Source organism: Rhodococcus sp. IEGM 1305 (assembly GCF_030058635.1).
GTDB lineage: Bacteria > Actinomycetota > Actinomycetes > Mycobacteriales > Mycobacteriaceae > Rhodococcus_F > Rhodococcus_F opacus_D.
In genome coordinates this window covers 52,732-74,674 of the sequence record NZ_JASHKX010000013.1, presented here as the reverse complement: position 1 = coordinate 74,674, position 21,943 = coordinate 52,732, and the positions used below count along the sequence as shown (strand labels likewise).

The following is a 21,943-nucleotide window of genomic DNA, read 5'->3' as shown; positions in this document are numbered from 1 at the left end:
CCATGACCGCCACCGTGCCCACCGAGGTGGACCGCCTGCTCGAGACGGCCCGGAGCCTGACTCTGCGAACCGATGCCTTCATCGACGGCACATTCGTGCCCGCCCTCGCCGGCAGACGCTTCGACTGCATCTCACCCCGCGACGGCCGGGTCCTGACCACCATCGCCGAAGGCGACCGCGAGGACATCGACCGTGCCGTCCGGTCCGCGCGTCGCGCCTTCGAAGACGGCCGCTGGGCCAAGCAACATCCCCGCGACCGCCGCCGAGTGCTGCAGGCCCTCGCGCGGCTGATCGAGCAGCACGCCGACGAACTCGCCCTGCTCGAGTCGCTGGACATGGGCAAGCCGGTCGCCGACGCCCGCGCCGTCGACATCCGGGTCACGGTGCAGTGCTTCGACTTCTACGCCGAAGCGATCGACAAGCGCTACGACGAGGTCGCCCCGACCGACAGCACCACCTTCGCGACCATCACCCGCGAGCCCTACGGTGTGGTCGCCGCGATCGTGCCGTGGAACTTCCCGCTCATGCTCGCGGCCTGGAAACTCGCCCCCGCCCTCGCGGTCGGCAACAGCGTTGTCCTCAAACCGGCCGAAGCGTCGTCGCTGACCGCGATCAGGCTCGCCGAGCTCGCCGCCGAGGCCGGCCTGCCCGACGGCGTCCTCAACGTAGTCCCCGGTTTCGGTGCCACCGCCGGGGCCGCGCTCGGTCTTCATCCCGACATCGATGCGATCACCTTCACCGGCTCCGGTCCGGTCGGGCGGACCCTGCTGCGCGCGTCCGCCGATTCGAACCTGAAAGAGGTCTCCCTCGAACTCGGCGGGAAGAGCGCCCAATTGGTTCTCGAGGACGCCACCGAACTCGACAACATCGCAGCATCCGTTGCGAGTGGGATCTTCTTCAACCAAGGGGAAGTCTGCTCGGCCGGGTCCCGGCTCGTCGTTCATCGCTCCCGCAAGGACGAACTCATCGAGCACCTGCTCCGGGCCTCCGCCAAGATGACAGTCGGTGATCCCCTGGACCCGCGGACGTCCGTCGGCGCACTGGTGGAGGAAAAGCACCTGCACCGCGTCCTCGGATACATTGCAACAGCCACCGACGAGGGCGCGACCACCCTCACCGGCGGCGCGCAGGCACGCATCGATTCCGGTGGGTACTACGTCGAACCGACGATCTTCGACAACGTCACCCCGGAGATGACGATTGCAAACGAGGAAGTGTTCGGCCCGGTGCTCTCCGTCCTGACCTTCGACGACATCGACGAGGGTGTGCGGATCGCGAACAGTACGCAATACGGCCTCGCCGCGGCGGTCTGGACCACCAGCCTGTCGAACGCGCACCTCGTCTCTCGCGCGCTGTGCGCGGGAACGGTGTGGGTCAACAACTACGACGGCAGCGACATCACCGTCCCGTTCGGGGGATACAAGCAGTCGGGGTTCGGTGCCCACGACAAATCGCTCCACGCGCTCGACAAGTACACCACGCTCAAGAGCACCTGGATGAAGTTGTAGAACCGAGTTCCGGCCGGGGATGCACGCCGCCACCGTCGTCGGCGTGCATCCCCTACCCCACCGACACCGCCCCCAGCACCATGCCGCCCACACCAAGCCAGTTTATGAAATGGTGAAATGCACGGACACCGCTCCAACCGAACGGAATTCGCGTGACCAACATCATGGCGATCGGCGCGAGATCCGAATTCCTTCGATACCTGCACCAGGCACTGGGTCACCATGGCCACAATCTGGCGACCTCCGTACCGGGAGACCACGCTGTCCGGGCCGTGACCTCCCTGCATCCCGATGTCATCCTGCTGGACTGGAGTTCCACCGACCGAATCGCATTGGGCCAGCTCGAACAACTGCGAGCCTGGACCCGGGCGCCGGTCGTTGTTCTCTCCGACAACGACGAGGTCGGCGCCATGGTCGACGCGTTCGATCACGGCGCCTACGACTACATGACCAAGCCGTGCGCAATCAGCGAACTTGTTGCCCGCCTGCACGCTGCGTACCGCCGTCGCCCACCCCGCCCACCGGTAGACCCCGTCATCGACGCCGCCTCGTTCTCGGTCGACATCGGCGCACAGACCGTGACCAGAGACGGACAGCGCGTTGAACTGACCGCCACGGAATGGAAACTCCTCGAAGTTCTGCTCAGGCACCGGGGGACGACCGTGAGCTCCCGCACCCTGCTCTGCGCCGTATGGGGGCCTGCGTATACCCACGAAGCGCACTACGTGCGCATATATCTGCACCGCCTCCGGCAGAAGCTCGAGCGCGACCCGAACCACCCGCGGCACCTCGTGACCCAGGCCCGCAAGGGTTACCGGTTCGTCCCCTGACACACGCCCGAGCGACGTCAGCGTCCTTCCTCCCCCATGGTTCGGAGGAGTTCGCGCGCCTGGACGGCAACCCACAGTTCGGCTCGGACGTACGCTGAGTCGAGCTCCCGCCCAGTCAGTTCGGCGATCTTGACGAGCCGATTACGCAAGGTGTGGCGATGAACGCCGAGCGCCGCCGCGGCCGTCTCGGTGTGGCCGTTGTGCTCGAGGAACGCGGTGAGGGTGGACACCAAACTGCTCGACGCCGGGTGTGCGGCATCGTAGGTGTCCACAGCGGCGAGCATGGACTGTTCCAACGCGCGCAGTTCGGCGGGGCTCTGGCTGCCGAGGAGCAAGGAGAAGGTGCCGAGTTCGGCGAAGTCGGTGATCCGATCGGTCTGCAGACGCCCGGCACGGGCCGCGGCGGTCGCCTGCCGCACGCTCAACGCGGCGGTGAAGATCGGCGTGGGCAGACCCCGCCCACCGCCCAGTGGGCGTTCCAGCTGTGCACCTACCTGCTGCTGTAGGTGCAGCCCCACCTCGTGGGAGCGTTCTTCCGGGACGATCACGATCAGATCGTTCTCGGTCGGCACCATCAGGTACGGCGTGGACTGCCCGGTCAGTGCCGCGGCTATTTGCCGTTCGGCAGCGAGCAGCGGGCCGACGTTGGTCAGTATGAGCGCGACCACCTGTGAGTCTGTGTCGAACCCGAAGTATCGGAGCAAGCTGACATCGAGGTCGCCGCCGAGATCGAGCAGAGCTCGGGTCACAGCCGCCCGGAGTCGCTGTTCGGCATCGACGACCTTGGCGGGCTTGCCCAATTCGATCGATACCAAGGACACCGCATGGGCGACGAGCAGTCGGTCGGACGCAGACAGGAGGTCATCGGAGCTGACAGCGAGGTAGCCGTGGAGATCCTGTGCGGCCGAGACGGTCTGCACCGTGCAGTATCCGTGATCGTCGGCGACGACCTTGCTCGTCGGACGCCTCCGGCCCGGCGTCGACCGCGCCGTACTGGCCACCTCCCGGGCGTGACGGATTACCCGCACCGAATCCGCACCGTGCACGGCCAGGACCTGACTGTCGGAGTCGATGACGGCAACGGTCGAGGACAGGACCCGACCGAGCATCGAGATGACCGCGGGTATGCCACCGCGCAGCGTCGCGCGGGCGAGCTTCTCCTGGTGGTCGACCACCCGTTGAACGCCGCGAAGTTGATCGGCGGTCAACTCGTCGATCACCGCCCGGGTGATGGCGATGAACGGTGTCGAGGCCGGTACCGCGAGGATCGGCAGGCCGAAGGCGTCGCCGGCGGTCAGGACGCCATCGGGTACCCGCTCGAAGGTCGTGCCGGTGTCGAATGCCAGGGCGACGGTACCGGCTTGCACCAGTCGGGCCACGTAGTTAAATTGCTCCTCTGCTGTGGGGCCGATCTTCAGGCCGGTCGTCATGACCAGCTCCCCACCGGAGATCCACGGCGTCGGATCGGCGAGTTCGATGGGATGTGCCCAATCGATCACACGATCGGCACCCTCTCGGCCTGCCACGAGTGACAACCCCAGGTCGCTGTGTTGGGTCAGTCGACGCACTGTGAGCGTCACGGTGTCACTCGCTCCTCCGGTACCCGTCGAGCACGGTCAGGCAACTACTCGCCCCGGCGATTCTAGGGCTGATCTGCTACCGAACGCCCTCCGGGCGATGGCGACCCGGCACCGTCAATCGGACGGGTAGATACCGCTCCATACATTAAAACATTGATAGCATAGTTTAACTATATGACACTGTCCTCAGACGACGGAGCGTGATCCACGCGGACAGCCGGTTCGTCCCCGCTGGTCCCGACAGGCAACCTATGCGATGAAGCCACCCTGATAATGTCGAACAGAGGGAGAACCATGCCAGCCAACCGAATCAGTCGGTCATCGTCGGCGGAGCACGGACGCCGGTCGGCCGGTTCATGGGCTCGCTCCAAAATTTCAGCGGCGCCGACCTCCGAGCTCTGGCCATCAAGGCGGTGCTCGAGCGCACCGGAGTAGCCGCTGCGGACATTGATTACGTCGTCATGCGGCAAGTTCTCACCGCCGGGACCGGTCAGATACCGGCTCGCCGGGCCGCGACCGCAGCCGGCCTTCCGATGTCGGTGTCCGCCGTCAACGTCAATAAGGTGTGTCTGTCCAGAATCGACTCGATCGTGATGGCAGACATGCTCATTCGCGCGGGCATTTTCCACGTCGTCGTGGCCGGGGGACAGGAATCGATGACCAACGCGCCGCATCTGCTCCCGAAGAGCCGGACCGGTCACAAGTACGGCGCCGCAAAGCTGCTCGACCATCTCGAGTGGGATGACCTCTGGGACAGCCTCACCGACCAGCCCATGGGAGCCCTGACCGAAGCGCACAATCAAGCACTCGACAAGATCTCCAGGCAAGAGCAGGACAGCTTCGCCGTCGATTCGCACACCAAAGCCGCCCGCGCGACCAAGGACGGTGTTTTCTCGATGACGAAATTGTGCCGGTCACCCTCACCCGGAAAGGCCAGACGTACGAAGTGACGCAGGACGAAGGTGTGCGGGCCGAGGCCAGTGTCGACTCGCTTGGCGCGCTCCGGCCGGCCTTCCATCACTCCGGCACGGTCACCGCCGGAAGCGCCTCGCAACTGTCCGACGGTGCCTGTGCAGTAGTGGTGATGAACAACGCCGTCGCCGAACGCCGGGGGCTGCGCTGGCTCGCCGAAATCACCGGCCACGGTCTCGTCGCGAGACCCGACTCGACCTTGCAGTCCCACCCGGCGGAAGCCATCAAGGCCACCCGCTCGGCCGCGGGTCTCACGCCGGCCGAACTGGACCTGGTCGAAATCAACGAGGCGTTCGCCGCCGTCGGTATCGCCGCCACCCGGGAATTGGGGCTCGCTCCCGCGGTGGTCAACGTCAACAGTGGCGCGATTGCCATCGGCCACCCGCTGGGGATGTCCGACGCCCGCGTCGTCTTGCATCTCGCGCTCGAGCTCTCGCGCCGTGGCGTGGCGTGGCGTGGCGGCACTGTGTCGTGGCGGCGGCCAAGGGCAGGCAATCGTGCTGCGCTCTCCCCAAGGGTTGCGAAGGAGCAATTGAGACGGAGGTCGACACCAGAGTCGACGACGCCGCGATGATCGATTTCGTCCGGTCGTGGCATCTGTACGGAGGCGGTAGTGATGAGGAGATCTTCACGCGTTCGACCTCAAGGCCCATGCTTTCTTCCAGCGTGTCCTCATGCTCCTGACGGTCGGGGAAACGGGGGAGCTGTCTCCTGCCACGGTCGACGCCATGCGGAAAGTGTGCCGTGCCCGGCTGTGACTCGACCGCGAAGGTGCACGCCAAGTCTGATCTAGTTCATCGACACGGTTCGGAAGAAACACAATCCGAGTGTGGCAGCTCCGTTGACAGTGCGCGCCGCAGGATGTCGAGCATCCAGTCCGGCTCGCTCTAGTCGTGTTCCGCCCCGGCCGCGGCAGTCCTGGGGGAGCCGCCGCCTACAGGGGAGCCGGTGGGCGCGCGTGCAGTATTCGCTTCATGCCAGCGGCGGCCACAGGACATCGCTCTGTTTGAGGATTGCAGGATCAGGGCGGTTTCGACGGACGTCGCCTTCGCGAGGATCGCCGACGTGGAGAACCATTCGTACAGGGCGGCCTTGTTTGCCACCCGTAGCTCGATGAAGATCTGGTTCTCACCGACGACGGCGGCCGCCGGCCGCAATTCGGTTCGGTTTCAGCGCCCGATCGACGTGACATCTGAGGCCTCATAGCAGTTGACCCCACCGTGCCCGTCCGAATGCCCTTTGCAGTCAAGTGCGCAGTGGACGGGTCCTCGGTCCACATCGACGCCGCCGACCCGAACGGAATTCCATTGGTAATGGTGACGGCCTCTTCCACGGTGTCGAACGGAAGGAACACCAGGACAGGACCGAAGATCTCCGGCTGCGCCGCACCGCGTCCGGGGACACCCCCGTCGAGAACGGGGGGGTCCCATGTAGTCGCCGCCAATCTCGACCAATGCGCGCGAGCAGCAGCGACCGCAACCGCGCCCTGGGCGACCGCGGCGTCAACGTATCCGAGTACCCGCTGCAGGGCATTCTCCTCAACCATCGCCCCCAATGTCGTTGCAGAATCGAGCGGATCGGCGTGCGTGAGGGCTTTCGCTCGGCGCACAACCGCTTCCAAGTTCGTCTCGGCGGGAGCGGTGCACTATCAGGCGTGAGCGGCCGGAGCAGATCTGTCCCTGGTTGAAGAAAAGCCCGGATGCGATCGCATCCACATCTGCTCAACATCGTGCGCCTCGCTCATCACGATCTGGGGACTCTCACCCCGAGCCCAAGTGAGACCCGATTGATGTTGCTGTCGGCGGCATAACGCAGGAAGTGCCGTCCCGCCGGTCCCGAGCCCGTGTGAAGGACACGGCGTCGATATCCCCATGAAGACCGAGTGCGGCACCGGCTGCCGCCGAATCCGGCCACGATGTTCAGCACTCCATTGGGAAGACCGGCCTCACTGGCGAGCTCGGTGAACTGGAGTGCAGTCAGAGAGGACTGCTCGACGGGTTTGACGACGAACTGTCTTCAACCGCCAGTGCCGAATTGAGCTTCCATGCGATTCAGTGGGAAGTTTCACGGCACGACGGCACCGACCACACCGAGTGGGTCCCGGGTAGTCGTTGCCAGCGTGCGGTGGTCGCTCGGAGCGACTTCGTCATAGCGCTTATCGATTGCCTCAACATAGAAACCGAAAGCCTGGACGACCACGCGCATATCCACGTCGATCGCGTCAGTCACGGGTTTGCCCAAGTCCCTCGAGCCCCAGCGACCTCCTCTCGGTGTTACTTCACGAGCCGAGCCAGACACTGCAGATTGCGTACCGAATGCCACGAGGAGGTAGTCGAGTCGACGATAAGCTGCACGCGACCGCCTACGGTCTCGACGGCGTCGTTGAGGCGATCAAACACGGAAAGGTCGACCGACGTGCTGATTACCCGGGCGGATGTCACGTCCCGTGCCGAGGCCACTGGAGTGAGCCGGGCACACGAAGCTGTGTGACCGGCTCCGCTGTATCACCCGCAAGCGCAAGTCGTCGCCTCCACCGCACCACGACATGACCACGCCCAGCGTCCGAGAAGACCTTGGATACTATCCGAAACCGAACCAGGGCTCTTCAGACGCCGCACTCGGCGACAGGGTGATCGCCTACTCCGCCGACAGTGGCGGTCCATCGCCTACCACCGAGCAGCCCAATCGCATTGGTCAGTTCGGAACAGGTGCTCCCGTCGGTGCGGTCACGACACGCGGATTCGGCAGCGCGGACCGGTCGACAGCGAGACCTTCTTTGTAGATCGCCGCGATATCGCTTAGATTCTCGCTGTCGACAAGTGGATCCGCATTCAGAAGCACGAGGTCGGCGACCTTGCCCACCTCGACTGTACCGATCGTGTCGAGCTTGTTGTAGGCGTCGGCGACGTTGTGGGTGAGAGCCTGAATGGCTCCCATGGCGCTCAGCCCCCTTGTACGCAAGGCTTTGACCCAGGTGAAGTGGTCGGCCCCCAGCGTCCAAGGCCTGTCCTCGTGCAGCTCTTCACCCAGATCCTGCATCACGTCGTGAGATGTACAGCCAGCGTCGGTAGCAACCATTACGTTGGCTCCTGCGTCGATGAAGTTTCGCTCGTTCTTCTGATGTTCGGGACTGTTCATCGCTCCAAAGAAGTTGCCGTGAGCAAGAAGCCGGCCGGAGTAGTCATCGGTAAGGGGCTGGATTCCCACACCGATCCTCTTTTCCGCGATTCGCCGCACCAATTCGTCCGGTATCACCTGGTTGTACGTCCAGGTTGGATGGATCATGACGTCGACATCGACATCGGTCGCCAACTCAAGGGCGGGGACAGCTAGGGTGTGCGAAAGGAAGGGCAGACCGGCAGCACGGGTGTCCTCCGCCATCATCCGGACCCACTTCTCGGGGAAGGTGTGGTAGGTTCTCAACGCCACGGGGTTGAGGTGCGCGGTGAGGTGGTCGCTGATGGCGACCTTGACCATGTCGACACCGGATTGAACATAGTCCCGGAACCGTGCGCGGAACTCGCGTTCTTGCAGCAGTGTCAGGTCGGCACCGACACCGGCGGCGAAGAGCTCGTCAATTCGATTTGCGAATGTCGGCGAGATTGACTGCCGTGCAGCGAAATTGAAATCAGGACTGAAGGGCCCACCCATGCCTACGATGTTCCCGGCCGCGAAGATCCGGGAACCGATCGTTGCACCTGCGTTGATCCGATCCCGGGCTTCGAGCACCGGATTACGAGCGTCCCAGGTGTCGAACACAGTCGTCACACCGTTGCGGAGGGTCAGTTGAGCCCCCTCCTCGATGACCTTCACGAACGACCCCTCATATCGGGAAAGGTACTCCACACCGCCTATGCCCATCATCATGATGCCGTCGAGGAGGTGGATGTTTCCGTTAATGTAGCCAGGGAGCAACCATTTGCCGGCGGCATCAATGACTTGCGGTCCCGCGCTGGTGTCGTACTGCGACGATGGGACGATGCGGGTAATCGAGCCGTCCTCGACGACAACGGTCGTGTTCTCGGCCGGAGTACCTCCACGTCCATCGATCAGCGTGACTCCGGACAGTGCAAAGTTGGACATACTGTGACTTCCTCTCTCATCTGTGCGACAGAGATCCTGGCGCACAACTCAATGTGGCGACGCCGGTGTGAACACCTCAATCTGCCCCGGTGCCGATGCGTTCCCTACCGACTGCTTGGATATGCGGTTCTGTAAATCCTCCCCGGTGACTGAAGTCAGGCACCCAACTCGACCGGTTCAACAACGTTGGTACATAACAGGCATCCAGCAATCGTCCGCCTCGACTCCGTTCGCTGTGCTCGGGCGATCGCGAATCGATGGATCAGCTCCAAACACGCTTGCACGGCAGGCACCCGGCGAAGACTGTCCCCCAACGTCACGATGTCCTCGTCGGCCGCACTGCGTCCCGCACCCACGTTGTACCTCAGATCTGAGAGTCGCTACCGCAATCCATTTGTTCGACCGCGGAAAGCTTCGGCGGATGGAACCGATGTTGTATCGGTCGAAACTCGCCGGGGATGTCGATACCGCAGTTGTGGAAGTGCCTCCAGAGTCACGTAACCCGGAGGCGCGGAAAGTACATCGGGAATACGATTGACGAGCGTGGCGCATGTAGTCCAACTCGTCGGCACTTTCTCGTTGCGCAGGTTCAGCTCGGGTTCACCGAAAATCGTCCAGTCGTTATAATCCGCATTATCAGGGCCATAAACCATCCCAGTCATCTCGATCGTGAGCACGACACCCTCGTCGGTGCTCAGGGTGTCAATATCGGTGAAGCCAAGAACCGAGCCCTTGCGAATTACAGTATTCAAAGCCCTGCACTCGGTGTCGGCATCTGCGATCACAGGTTTCGTTTCGCCGCTGGCGTCGCGCGGATTTAGTCCAGCCACAACCGCAAGTTGCTCAAGGGCATTGCGCCCGAATGTTGGTGGACGGGAGGCACCGGCCAACCACTGCTCGAACTCTGCCATGCTGGACCCAACCTGTTGGTCTCGGGCGAGCTCAGCTCCGAAATCGTCTACGTTCCAACTTGCTTTACCGACGACGCGCTGGATCCGGTGCGCGGTTCCCATGAGTACCGACACCAGATTGACCCAGTACCCGTCCTGGTGGCCAGTGCCGGTGATCGTCACGCCGGCTTCACGTGCTGCCTTGTCCAATAGTTCGGTTTCATCAGGCGACGTCCGTCGCGAGAACATCAGCTCCTCAGAGAGCGTGATCACATTCGCTCCAGCAACAAGACATGCCATCGCCGGCTCGAACATGTCTTCCATGTACGAGGCAATTGTCATGACCACGAGATCCGGTCGCGTATCCGCGAGTACTAATTCGATGTCCTTTGCGACTGTGACGCCGAGCTGCTTTCCAAGGCATGCGACATCGCCGATGTCTCGGCCGATCTTTTGCGGACTACGAGCAACTGCTCCAACCAGTTCTGCCCCGTGTTCGTCGAGCATCCGCGCAACGAGCGATCCCATCGAACCCAAGCCGTACATGACGACCCGAGTCTGGGTTTGGGCCAGAATGGGTGCGGTGGATTCCGAAGAAGCCTGACCAATCATCGATTTCTACTTTCCGTTTACGGGCTTATGTCAAGTGAACCGGCTGTGTGACCGGGAAATGCGCAACGGCCTCACTGGCGACCAGCGCGATCAGAAACTGCCCCACGTCGGCGATCAGCGGACTCCAGATCATCCGCGAACCAGTAGTTGCCAGCGCGTAGGTGAACAGCGCACATCTTCCGACCGGCGGGAACTAGGTGAGTCCGGGGACAAGTTTGCCGACAAGCTCATCTCACGTTTGAATTCGGTCTCCAACCTGAGCGCAGCAACCTGAGCATTGTCGTTCAAGGAGTTGCTTTCGCTCGACTGGCTGTCACCGGACGGCGAGGTAGGTAGTGAGGTCACTGACGTCTTCCTTTGGAAGTGGAGATACGGGTCAACGGACCCCTGGCCTAGTAACGTGGGGCTCGTCACACCCGTCAAACGTATAGGTTAATAGTTCATAGTTCAATGGCTGCGGGTTACGTTTGTGTTATTGGCGCCGGTGGCCAAGAGGAGACAGTGCAGTCGCGCGACCGGGAGTGAACTCTGAGTCGCGCCGGGGACATTGGGATGACCTCACAGATTGACCTGTGTTCTCGCTGCCGAACGCCGAAATCTCCACGGCGGATCGCCTACCCCCTGCACATGTCCCGATCCGCCATCGAAAGGTCCTGCGCCGCGATCGGATGCCGAGTTTGGCCCACCTCGACCAGTCCACAGGCCTTCCCCTTCGCCGACCACCAACCCGCCGCTGCATGACACACCGGGTGAGCTGGTCCAAGTGGATATCAGAAATTCGGCCGCATCCCCGACGGTGGCGGACAACGCAGGTTTGGGCGGATCATCGGCAACCGTCACAACAAGAGGAAGGGCCGCGGTTACGCCTTCCTGCACCATGCGGTCGACGACCGTTCCGGCTCGCCTATTCCGAGTCGCACTCCGACGAACGCAAGGAGGTAGCCGCCCCGATCTGGGGAGGGGCTCGCAGCTTCTTCGCCGAACACGGTATCGAGGTGCGGACCGACAACGGTTCCTGCTATCGCTCACACTGCTTCGGGGCGGCGCTCGGTCCGAACGTCAAGCACCGCTACACCCGCCCATATCGTCCGCAGACCAATGGAAAGGTAGAGCGATTGAACCGGACGTTGGCCGCCGAAGAGGGCATACGCCCAGATGTATCTGTCGAGGCCCGCTCGACGAAATACCGTGAGGCTACCCCTCGGAGTGGACACCCCTGACGCTGGTTCCAGTGGAGAGCCAGTAGGCATGTCGACGTGGGACGTCAGCCGCTGTATCCGGAGGATTTCCGGAAAGACGCTGTCGCGCTGTACCGCGCGGCCGATGGCAAACGCACGTACGCAGTTTCCCGTACGTCGTTGAGGTGTATCAATACGACGAGACTCGCAACGAGTACCGAGTGGAGTTCTGAGACGAGACCCTCCGACAGTACATCCGGAAGCGGAACAACCAGTTACCGTTCCCCACACGGAAGCGGATCGCGCTGCAGTTCCTCTACGGCATCAACTACCTTCACAGCGAAAGGTTGCTCCACCGGGACATCAGTCTCCAGAACGTACTGGTGGAAGTCTTCGACCGCGGGGCGGTACTGGTGAAGCTCTCCGATTTCGGTCTGGTCAAGGACACGTCCTCCGAATTCACCCGGACGAAGACGGAGATGCGAGGAACCATCCGTGACCCAATACTCCACAACTTCAAGGACTACAACGTTCTGAACGAGGTGTACTCGATTGGCTGGGTACTCTCCTACATTTTCACCGGCAAAGAGTCACTGAAAACGGGTACCGACGAGGTGAGCCGGATCATTCAAAAGTGTGCCACGCTCGAGACCGCGCAGCGTTACCAGACAGCGCTCGACCTCATCGCGGATGTCGAGCGCCTCGAAGCGAGTCCCACGTCCGCTGACGCTCCTGCTTGATGGTCACCGGTCGAAGTGCCTAGCAGTTCCGGGCCCGGCGCGGCACGTTCCACATGCCCATCCCCGGCCAGAATGTGGTGCTGTAGGGGATGCCCAGGGTGATGGTGGCGACGAGGACACCGGACCCGGTCGCGGCGGCGACGGGTGGCGGTGATGGCGGGGAGTTGGATGCTCGCACCTCGGCATCCCCGGTCGCGCCGGTGGTGAGGTTGCGCCAATGCGCGGTCCCGGTGCATCCGGTCTCCATGCGGAAGTACGTGAGACCCGGTGTCGCGGTATGGGTTCGCGCGATGGCGCGGTCCTGTAAGATGCCCATCCACGTCGCATACTGAAACGACAGCGTGTTGCCTGCCACCGGCACTGGCAGAACCGTATCGACCGGTGCCGCGGACGCGGAAGGTGCACCGACGATCGCAGCCGTCAGCGTCGCCAGGGTTGTGATTCCGGCCGCGCGAAGGCGCGGCAGACGGGGCGCGATGAATCCTTCATGACCGGTCCTCTCGGGCGATGTAAGGCCATCACGGGACACCCTGGTCGTCACCTCGTTGGATCGACTGGCCCGCTCGGTCGCCGATCTCAGCGCGATACCACCGATCTCCAGGCCCGCGATGTGCTGTTGATGTTCGACGGCACCTTCCACGACCCGCGGGATCCGATCGGGCGAACGGTGTTCGCGATGTTGTCGACCACCTTCGCCGAGTTCGAGTCCGGCCTTATTCGTCTGCGCACGATGGAGGGCAATGCCCGCCGCAAGGCTGCAGGCGGTTTCGCCGGCCGCAAACCACTCCTCAACCCTGCACAACAGTCGAACTCTACGACCTGCAGACCGCGGGGCACTCCGTCGCAGAGCTGACAAAGCGCTTCAATCTCAGCCAGCCAGGCCTGTACAAGTACCTCACCCGCGAGAAGGCCCGACGGAACGACGCACCCACCTCCACCGCGGACCACTGAGCGCGACGCCACCAGCTGGCATAGGGGGCAAGTCAGCGCGGAGCGGTGTCGCGGCAGCACACGTACTTTTTCCATGAACGCGTGCATGCATTAATGCACTCACGCATTCAGTGGGCGCCGAGGCCGATACGGAGCACTCAACAGTGATGACGAGGGAAGCAACGTGTGCAACACGGGCCCGTGCGACTGCAACAGGCGAAATCTCTGCCCTTCGGTGTGCAACGGTCAGTGCAACGATTGCGTGCGCCTAAGTTCTGCACCCCTTTCCGGGGGCCGTTGACTCTGCACGCCACAACACAGGCTGAGCAACGACCTCGTTCGAGCACGCACTGCCGTCGCAGCGGAACGTCTCCACCGTTAACGCATGCATGAATGCATGAATTAACTCACTCATGCTTTCTGACTCGCCTCCCGGCGAGTCGTATCCCGGACTGCCAAATCTCGACCCGACGGGATACGGCCCGCATCTCCACGCTAAACCACCCCCGGACTGACCTCAATGGCCAGTTCAGGGCCGATTTTTCGTCGTGCCGGACCATCGCCGCGCCCGGCTACGGCCATGTCTTGGGACCTCGTTGCAGTGGGCCTCGTGTTCGTTGCGCTGGGTTGCACGGAAGGATCAGCGCGCCTAAGCGGTGCGCCCGCCGGGGAAACAACGGCGTGCAACACCGCCCACTGCGACTGCAACATGCAGCGTCCGCATGTGCATCCTCGTCGTATATCCCGCTGACCAGGTTCCCGCCATCTAGGATCGTCCGTCCTTGCATATGACCACATCGCGCCTCCTTGCTCTGGTGGTAGGCGGGCACCTGGTTTCGGATCGGCTCGAAATCGACCCGCGAGCGCCCCTAGTTGTTGATCACAACCCTGTGCATTCCAGACAGGATGTGGAAGTTCTCAGGGCGGCGCATCGTCTGTCAGCGCACCGGTTCCTCGACAGGAAGGTCGGCGGCCCGCCCCTCTCGTTGCCGGCGCCGGATGTGCCGTCTGCGGTCGTTCTCGGACATCCCGCCCCACGTTCCGTACGGTTCGGCAACGGCCAGGGCGTACTCGCGGCATTCGGTGAGCACCGGGCAGTCCTGGCAGACGCGCTTGGCGTGCGCTTCGCGCCGCGCCCGGTCCCGACCACGCTCCCCCTCTGGAGAGAAGAACAACGACGACTCGACGTTCCGGCACGACCCCAGGAGGCGCCAATCTCCACGATCACGATCACGATCACGATCACCGTCGACGGGCAGTCGGGTCCGTGGCGTACCTTCACGGCGGGAAGCCGGCACAGTGCTCGGCGCACGAGCGGATATACAAGTCATCGGATCGGTCTCACTCATCTCACTCACGGGTATTTGCGGACCTGTCACCGCGGTAACCCTTTCGCAAACAACATCTTTCACAATCAGTCCGGACGGTCTCTTCAAGTTCAGGTGCCCAGCCAGAACCTTCGACGAGCGACGGTGATCATTCGCTCGACCAAGCGGCCGCAGCGGTGCCGGCGCGGCGACGTCGAGATACGCGACCAGTGCCCGACAGAACGCTGCGGTGTCCATCCCGAAATCGGTTCTGATCACCTCGGGAGGGCCGCCGCCGTGGGCGCACCAACGTGGGGCCTCACACCACCGGGAGGGGCGACCCCTCGACGCCCCACCGGTAAATTCCAGCCGTCTGTTGATCACTCCGAATCAAACTAGAACCGCAGGGCGTCGGCATGTCCGATTGTGAAACACACGCCTGTGACACCGGGGGCGCGTGTGCGTTCGATCGACGGCTTGATGCCAGCATCAGTTAACGCATGCATGCATGAACTAACTCATGCATGCCGGTGTGGTCCGATGAGACTGTCGAGGTAGGCGACCTGGGCTTCGAGAGCTGAACGGATGTCGTCGATGTCGTCGCGTAGCGCGGAGACTATCACTAACCGCCAGAGGGGAGCCGACGCTCCATCCGACCACAGAATCGACAAAGGAACACCGATAATGACTACAGACCTGAGCCCAATTCACCCCGGCGAGATCCTCCGCGAGGACTTCCTCGAGCCGTTCGGCATCACGCAGAACCGCCTAGCCACGATCATCGGTGTTCCGCCCCGACGGATCAACGAGATCGTGCTCGGCAAGCGGTCGATCACCGCAGACACCGCGTTGCGGCTGGCCAAGGCGTTCGGCAACAGTGCGCAGTTCTGGCTCAATATCCAGGACCGCTACGAGCTCGATCTTGCGGCCGACAAGATAGGCGACGCCCTCGCCAAGATCACGCGTCTCTCGGCGTAGAGAGGCAGAAGGGGACCGTCGGTGTGATTGCCCGCCGCACCGGACGGAACGATCACCGGGATGAATCGTTCGAAGGCTGAGCCACGCCGGGCCTGGAAGGCCGGCCAATGCACCAACGGCATCAGCTCCGGGCAGCGGTCCTGGCCTGGCCTTGCCGATGATGTTTGACCGTGGAGTCGCAAGCACTGCGCCGCCGGCGTTGTGCGTTCGAGAGATGGGAATCAGCGATGTACATCGGGTATGCACGAGTGAACACCGACACCCTCGTGGTGACCAAGTTGGATCGCCTGGCCCGTTCGTTGCCCGATGCCCGGGACATCGTCGACGAGCTGACGGCTCGGCATGCGTGCGTGCAGATCGGTGCCTCGTTGCATGATCCGACTGACCCGGTCGGTCGCCTGCTATTCAACGTCCTGGCGATGGTCGCCGAGTTCGAGGGCGACCTGATTCGGGCACGAACGCGGGAGGGGATGCGGATCGCGAAGGCGAAGGGACACCTGAAGGGCAAGAAGCCGAAGCTCAATCCACGCCAGGAACGGCACCTGGTCGAGCTTCACGCGTCAGGCGAATACTCGACTGCCGAACTGGCTGAGGTTGGCCGGTCGACGGTGTACCGGGCGATCGAACGCAGCGCCCACCGTGACGGCGCTCTCTCAGATTCCAGCACCTAGCGACCAGCAAAAACGCCAGCCGCACCGGCGGACGTTCAGCTAACGGGACTGCTAAGTCCAAGGCCTAAATGGATTTCTGGACGCGTCGTACGTCGTCTTCGTCCAACGCTGAAATTGTCATCAATCGCCACGCCCACCGATCGTCCGACCATTCGGTTGAGTGTGGGTATCGCTGCGTGAGTTGACGATCGAGCAGTGTGGGTTGCGCGCCGAGGGGCCACCGAGCCAGTGAGGCGTGTCCGTTCACGTGGAGGCTCATCACAAGTTCACCGGTGTCAGGGTCTCCGCTGATCGGAGTGAAGGACACTCCGGTCGGCCAGTACCGTGGGGTTGCACCTTCAGCCATTTCGTGGACTTGTCGGAGGTGCTCGGGGTCCCGGCTTCTTTCCTTCACTGTCGGCGGTGCGATAGCACCTTCCCAATCGAATACCTCATCGGGCAGGTTTTCGTAGGTGTTGACGTCGGTCAACTCGGCGTAGAGCTTGTCGCTGGAAGATCCCGTGCGGAGGATGAGTCCTGTCTCGTCGTCGATGACGAACTCGATGTTCTCCTCGTGCGACGTCGAGTTCATGATCATTGACCACGCGCGCCGGCCATTCACATAGGTTTCGATGGGGGACCTGGCGGGTGTTGTGTTCTTACTGAGGGTGGAGGGCGAGAGGAATGACTCGGGTCCTACAAACAAGAGAGGACTGATTGGTTTCAGGAGGTGAAGTTGGATGTGACCTGTGTTTCGATGCATCTCACCGTCACGCCAACTGAACGCGAGTTCGCCGTTTCGGATCAAGATCGGCTGACCCGATCTTTCGATACGCCATTGGTTACCGGGTCCGTGCCAGAATTCCCATGTGCCCTCGTCGACGTCGCCCGTGCGAGCGACGTATCGGTAGCTCAAGGCCGCCGAGGTATAGAGCATGTCGCTGGCCGCATGACGGCCCATCAACTCGACCCACGATGGAGTGCTTACGGTCATACTCTGCAACGATACGGTCGAGAACCTATGTCTGGTCGCAGGAGCGATCGTAGACCGGTCATCGATCCGCTTTCGGGACGAGCGCCTGACCCTTCCGGTGCGCGCTGGGCGTCGATCTCGTCCCGGTGCAGGTTCCGCTAACGGCGAGTGCTGCGACACTGTGGCCAAAGGGTGGGGATATTCGACAATGTCGTCCTCGGGGATTGGCGCAGGTATACAAGCGCTCCGCACGTCGGGTCATCGACGATTGTCCGGTGTTCAACTTCCCGAGCTTCGACGCCTGCGTCACAGCCCGCGGAGAGAGACGCACCGCTGAATCAGGACGCCCGGGGTGTCATCCGAGACCCGCATCAATTCCAAGCGCGCCGAGTTCGTGACGGCAATCCATTGCACTGCGGTCGGAATGTTCGGCGACCGGGCTCCTCGACCAGTTCGCGTCGGCCCTGAGCACGACCACCCGATCTTCATACAACGACCCGAAACCGAAGGAACCAGAATGAGCCGCTCCGACACCACCGAGACCATCATCGAGTTCGAGCGACTGAGCGAGACACTCGAGGGCCGCCGTCACCGCACCTTCCTGCGGGCCAGGAGCCGGCGCCGCGTCGACGGCAAGGTGGTGCTGATCACCGGTGGGGCCCGAGGCATTGGTTCGGAGACAGCGAAGGCACTCACGGCCAAGGGCGCGCGGGTGGTCGTCACCGATGTCGACGCTGCCGCTTTGTCGGAGGTCGTCGCCGAGATCGGCGCGGACAAGGCCGTCGGTGTCGTCGCCGACGTCTGCGACCTCGCGGCGATGGAGGCGGCGGTGGCCCGGGGCGTCGAGAAGTTCGGTGGTATCGACCTGGTGCTCGCCAACGCCGGGATCGCCAGCTACGGCTCGGTACTCGGGGTGGATCCGGCCACGTTCAAGCGTGTCCTCGACGTCAATCTTCTGGGCGTGTTCCACACGGTGCGGGCGGCGTTGCCGTCCGTCATCGAGCGCAACGGCTACATCCTGGTCGTCTCGTCTCTGGCGGCGTTCGCACCGGCACCGGGCCTGGCGGCCTACAACGCGAGCAAGGCCGGCGCCGAGCACTTCGCCAACGCCCTCCGCCTCGAGGTCGCCCACCAGGGTGTCGATGTGGGGAGTGCGCATATGTCGTGGATCGACACCCCCCTTGTGCGGGAGGCCAAGGCGGACTTCTCCGCCTTCCGGCAGATGCTGAACTCGATGCCCGGCCCGCTGAGCAAGACCACCTCGGTCGACGCCTGCGTGAAGGCGTTCATCCAGGGCCTGGAACGACGTCAGCGCCACGTGTTCGTCCCCGGCTGGGTCGGCATCATCGCTCAGCTCCGCACCCTCGTGAACTCGAGGATCGGCACCCACGACACCCTCGCGCAGGCGTCCCAGCTCGTTCCCTGGATGGACGCGGAAATCGCCCGGCTGGGCCGCTCGACGAGTGCCCGCAACGTCGGCGCCGCGAGCTGACCCGACAAAAACCACCTGGCAAGGCTGACACCCATCGGAATTATCCGATGGGTGTCGGCGCATTCCCAGGCTATGCCGCACCCAGCTACTGACGAATGTGCTTCCCCCAGTAGATGTGTCGGATATTTTCCTAGTCGATGCCGGGTGCGGAGCGGTCGGTATCCGATGCCTCACCGACGAGCTCGGCGAGGGCGAGTGCGACGCGCAGCTCGAGGGTGCGCTTGTCCACGGACCGTCCCAGTATTTCTTCGGCTTGCCGGAGCCGGTAGCTGACGGTGTTCTCGTGAACGCTGAGTCGTTTCGCCGTTCGGCCGCGGCTGCCGTTTTCGGAGAGGTAGACGCGTACCGTCGCGGCGAGCCGGCGGGTGGTGTCGTCCCCCAATGCCAATGAACCGAGCTCGCGTTCAACGAAGGCGCGGGCATGGTCGAGGTCTGCTGTGGCGAGCGAGCGCAGTGAGATGTCGTCGTAGCGGGTGATGCTGCCCGCGGGGCGCCCGGCCAGCTGGGCGACTCGCTGCGCTTGCAGGGCCTCGGCATGGCTGGCGCGAAACCCTGCGATGCCGCGGGCGGGCTCGCCGATCGAGACGCGGACGCCGGGCGCTGTCGCGGTCCGCAGCCGCAGCTCGTCCAGGACCCGGGACGGCACGACGGATGTGGAGCTGATCCACGCTGCAACGGAAAGTATTCCGAGGGGATGGATGAGGGTCTTGCGGCTGCCGAGTGCGGTGGCGATGTCGCGGATGGCGGCCTCGAGCACGGTGAGGGTGTCGCGTCCCTCCTCCTGGCTGTCGAGCCAGGCGATGGCGCCGAGGTGCACCCGGCCCAGTTCGTGGCGCAGCCGCCGGCCCGCCACGTCGATGTCGATGGGCTGTCCGGACAGGATCGTTCTGATCGTCTCGGCCTGGGTGGCGGCGGTGCTGCGCAGCCAACGATCGCGTTCGGCGACGTAGACCTCCTCGACCAGGCAGAGCGCGGCGTCGACATACGCGAACAGCCACGCCGACAACAGTTCGTTCGCGCGGTTCAGCTCGTCCGCGTCGGCCGCGTGGTTCGCGAGGATCGCGTTGAGGTGCGCAGACGTTGCGGCGTGGCCGAGCCGGTAGCTGCGTAGCAAGGTGGTCAGTGGTATGCCGTGCCTTGCACCGTCCTGCGCGTAGGCGAGGGTCGCCGAGCCGAGGCTGGCGGCGTCCGCGGGGTCTTCGCCGGACTGCAGCACCTCGGCGAAGAGGCGGATACTCACTTCGGTGCTCGCCCGGTTCACCTCCAACGCCTCCGCGTTGGCGAGGAGTTCGGGCAGCCGCTCGCTCGTGTAGGCGGCGACCGCGTCGGCGAGCTCGGGGGCACGGGCGGCGAGTTCGACGGCCGCGGGTTGCAGGACCGTCGACCACAGCCGTCGCTCGCGCTCACCGCGGGCGCCCACCCAGCCGGGTTCCATGCATCTCACGCTATCGCTGCGCGTGTGGCGGTGGTGTGGATATTCGACAACAGCGGGCCGGTTTGTTGGCGCGCACGGACAAGCACTCGATGGCCCTGGCCAGCGACTATTGATGCATGCCAAACAACGGAACCGAGCAGCTCCTCACCGGGGCCAGTATGGACGACTACCCGCTGACCCTGACGAGCATCGTCGAGCGCGCCGAGCGGTTTCACACCGACCGAGAGGTGGTGTCGCTTCGGCCCTCGGGGGCGATCACCCGCACCACTCTCGGTGCCTGTGCCGGGCGCGCCCGGCGCCTGGCCGGCGCGCTGACCGGGCTCGGTGTCCGCGAAGGGCACCGGGTGGCGACCCTGCTGTGGAACCAGAGCGAACACCTGGAGCTGTACTTCGCGGTCCCGGCAATGGGCGCGGTCATCCACACATTGAACCCCCGGCTGTTCTCCGACGAACTTGCCTTCATCGTCGACGACGCGCAGGACACGGTGATCGTCGTCGACGAATCACTGCTCGAGGTGTTCGACACCTTCCGCGCCGGGCACGATTTCGCCCACATCATCGTCGTCACGCACACCGGCGAGACCCCCGAGGGAATGCTCGACTACGAAACTCTGGTCGCAGACGGTGAGCCGGTGCAGTGGCCGGAGCTCGACGAACGCCATGCGGCGGCAATGTGTTACACGTCGGGCACCACCGGCCGACCGAAGGGCGTCACCTACACGCACCGGGCCCTGGTGCTCCATTCCCTGGTCGCGGCGCTGCCCGACCAGCTGGCGGTCTCGGCACGGGACACGATCCTGCCGGTCGTCCCGATGTTCCACGCGAACGCCTGGGGCCTGCCGTATGCAGCGGCTCTGGCCGGAGCGCGGCTGGTCCTGCCCGGGCCGCGTCTGGACCCGCACAGTGTGCTCGGCCTGCTCGCCGACGAGCACGTGACGATGACCGCCGGGGTCCCCACCGTGTGGATGGGCATGCTCGCCGCGATCGACGCCGAACCCGACCGATGGGACCTGTCGGCCCTGGACCGCTTGGTCGTCGGCGGCGCAGCGGTGCCCCAGTCGATGTTCGAGGGATACGACCGGCACGGGCTGACCGTCATCCAGGCCTGGGGAATGACCGAAACCGCACCGCTGGGCACGGTGTGCCGACTGCCGGGCAGCCTCGACGAAAGCGAGGCGGACGACCAGTACCGGTACCGCACCCGACAGGGCATCGCCAGCCCCTTCTTCGACATCCGCGCCCGCGACGACGACGGCCGGCTCATCGCGTGGGACGACGCCGCCATGGGCGAGCTCGAGGTCCGCGGCCCCTGGGTCGCGGCGAGCTACCACCGCGGCAAGGGCGCCGACAGCTTCACCGCCGACGGCTGGTTCAAGACCGGAGACGTGGTCCGCATCGACAGCCGAGGGTGCGTCCGGATCTGCGACCGGTCCAAGGACCTCGTCAAGTCCGGGGGCGAGTGGATCTCCTCCGTCGACCTGGAAAACCAGCTCATGAATCACCCCGCGGTCGCCCAGGCAGCAGTCATCGCCATACCCGACGACCGGTGGGGCGAGCGCCCCCTCGCAGTCGTCGCACTGCGCGCCGGGGCCGAAACCTGCGCGGACGAGCTACGTGAACACCTTGCCCAGGAGTTCGCCAAGTGGCAGTTGCCGGACCGCATCGAGTTCGTGGACGCGATCCCCTGCACCGCCACCGGAAAGTTCAAGAAGACCGCACTACGCGACCAATTCACCTCAGCCTGAACAACCACCCCACCCCAGGGTCGACCGACCCGCAACAGAA

13 protein-coding genes and 6 pseudogenes are annotated in these 21,943 nt (G+C 63.8%); 9 read left to right on the top strand and 10 right to left on the bottom strand.

What is annotated here, in order from left to right; all coding sequences use genetic code 11:
- Positions 1–2: 2 nt before the first annotated feature.
- Positions 3–1,508: an aldehyde dehydrogenase gene (locus QM693_RS19685; RefSeq protein WP_283334149.1), complete on the top strand. Its 1,506-nt coding sequence runs from the start codon at positions 3–5 to the stop codon at positions 1,506–1,508.
- 152 nt (positions 1,509–1,660) lie between these two features.
- Positions 1,661–2,338, top strand: a complete 678-nt coding sequence (locus tag QM693_RS19680) for a winged helix-turn-helix domain-containing protein (RefSeq protein ID WP_283353201.1) — start codon at positions 1,661–1,663, stop codon at positions 2,336–2,338.
- Between the two features lie 17 nt (positions 2,339–2,355).
- Here QM693_RS19680 and QM693_RS19675 read toward each other — a convergent pair whose 3' ends face one another.
- Complete coding sequence (locus tag QM693_RS19675) at positions 2,356–3,918, bottom strand: PucR family transcriptional regulator (RefSeq protein ID WP_283353200.1); 1,563 nt, start codon at positions 3,916–3,918, stop codon at positions 2,356–2,358.
- Between the two features lie 320 nt (positions 3,919–4,238).
- On the opposite strand from QM693_RS19675, the pseudogene QM693_RS19670 reads away from it, so the two are divergent.
- Positions 4,239–5,426, top strand: a pseudogene (locus QM693_RS19670) (acetyl-CoA C-acetyltransferase).
- A 351-nt stretch (positions 5,427–5,777) separates the two neighbouring features.
- Here QM693_RS19670 and QM693_RS19665 read toward each other — a convergent pair.
- The 5 genes and pseudogenes from QM693_RS19665 to QM693_RS19650 all read right to left on the bottom strand — a co-directional run bounded on the left by QM693_RS19665 (position 5,778) and on the right by QM693_RS19650 (position 10,475).
- Positions 5,778–6,047: a hypothetical protein gene (locus QM693_RS19665; RefSeq protein ID WP_283353199.1), complete on the bottom strand. Its 270-nt coding sequence runs from the start codon at positions 6,045–6,047 to the stop codon at positions 5,778–5,780.
- Positions 6,048–6,115: 68 nt separating this feature from the next.
- Positions 6,116–6,605, bottom strand: a pseudogene (locus QM693_RS37870) (aldehyde dehydrogenase family protein); the annotation flags it as partial.
- 28 nt (positions 6,606–6,633) lie between these two features.
- Positions 6,634–7,188 (bottom strand): annotated as a pseudogene (locus tag QM693_RS19660) (aldehyde dehydrogenase family protein).
- A 396-nt stretch (positions 7,189–7,584) separates the two neighbouring features.
- On the bottom strand, positions 7,585–8,973 hold the full coding sequence (locus tag QM693_RS19655; RefSeq protein WP_280784221.1) for an amidohydrolase family protein: 1,389 nt from the start codon (positions 8,971–8,973) through the stop codon (positions 7,585–7,587).
- Positions 8,974–9,353: 380 nt separating this feature from the next.
- Positions 9,354–10,475, bottom strand: coding sequence for an NAD(P)H-dependent amine dehydrogenase family protein (locus QM693_RS19650; RefSeq protein ID WP_280784222.1), 1,122 nt, complete (start codon positions 10,473–10,475; stop codon positions 9,354–9,356).
- A 600-nt stretch (positions 10,476–11,075) separates the two neighbouring features.
- Between QM693_RS19650 and QM693_RS19645 the strand changes: the two are divergent.
- Both QM693_RS19645 and QM693_RS19640 read left to right on the top strand, forming a co-directional pair.
- Positions 11,076–11,662: pseudogene (locus QM693_RS19645) on the top strand (DDE-type integrase/transposase/recombinase); the annotation flags it as partial.
- 242 nt (positions 11,663–11,904) lie between these two features.
- Positions 11,905–12,393: pseudogene (locus QM693_RS19640) on the top strand (protein kinase domain-containing protein); the annotation flags it as partial.
- Positions 12,394–12,412: 19 nt separating this feature from the next.
- On the opposite strand, the gene QM693_RS19635 reads toward QM693_RS19640, so the two are convergent.
- Positions 12,413–13,195, bottom strand: a complete 783-nt coding sequence (locus QM693_RS19635; protein ID WP_283353198.1) for a hypothetical protein — start codon at positions 13,193–13,195, stop codon at positions 12,413–12,415.
- Positions 13,196–14,261: 1,066 nt separating this feature from the next.
- Complete coding sequence (locus QM693_RS19630; RefSeq protein ID WP_283353197.1) at positions 14,262–14,498, bottom strand: WhiB family transcriptional regulator; 237 nt, start codon at positions 14,496–14,498, stop codon at positions 14,262–14,264.
- Between the two features lie 816 nt (positions 14,499–15,314).
- Here QM693_RS19630 and QM693_RS19625 point away from each other — a divergent pair.
- Together QM693_RS19625 and QM693_RS19620 are read left to right on the top strand one after the other, a co-directional pair.
- Positions 15,315–15,608: a HigA family addiction module antitoxin gene (locus tag QM693_RS19625; protein WP_007297375.1), complete on the top strand. Its 294-nt coding sequence runs from the start codon at positions 15,315–15,317 to the stop codon at positions 15,606–15,608.
- A gap of 251 nt (positions 15,609–15,859) precedes the next feature.
- Positions 15,860–16,279 (top strand): annotated as a pseudogene (locus QM693_RS19620) (recombinase family protein); the annotation flags it as partial.
- 64 nt (positions 16,280–16,343) lie between these two features.
- On the opposite strand, the gene QM693_RS19615 reads toward QM693_RS19620, so the two are convergent.
- Positions 16,344–17,252 carry a hypothetical protein gene (locus tag QM693_RS19615; RefSeq protein ID WP_283353196.1) on the bottom strand — a complete coding sequence of 303 codons (909 nt, stop codon included), beginning with the start codon at positions 17,250–17,252 and terminating at the stop codon, positions 16,344–16,346.
- Between the two features lie 496 nt (positions 17,253–17,748).
- Between QM693_RS19615 and QM693_RS19610 the strand changes: the two genes are divergently transcribed.
- Positions 17,749–18,723 carry an SDR family oxidoreductase gene (locus tag QM693_RS19610; RefSeq protein ID WP_283353195.1) on the top strand — a complete coding sequence of 325 codons (975 nt, stop codon included), beginning with the start codon at positions 17,749–17,751 and terminating at the stop codon, positions 18,721–18,723.
- A gap of 130 nt (positions 18,724–18,853) precedes the next feature.
- On the opposite strand, the gene QM693_RS19605 is transcribed toward QM693_RS19610, so the two are convergent.
- A complete protein-coding gene (locus tag QM693_RS19605; RefSeq protein ID WP_283334167.1) occupies positions 18,854–20,158 on the bottom strand; it encodes a PucR family transcriptional regulator in 1,305 nt (434 codons plus the stop codon).
- A gap of 116 nt (positions 20,159–20,274) precedes the next feature.
- Between QM693_RS19605 and QM693_RS19600 the strand changes: the two genes are divergently transcribed.
- A complete protein-coding gene (locus QM693_RS19600) occupies positions 20,275–21,903 on the top strand; it encodes a long-chain fatty acid--CoA ligase (RefSeq protein WP_283334168.1) in 1,629 nt (542 codons plus the stop codon).
- Positions 21,904–21,943: the final 40 nt, after the last annotated feature.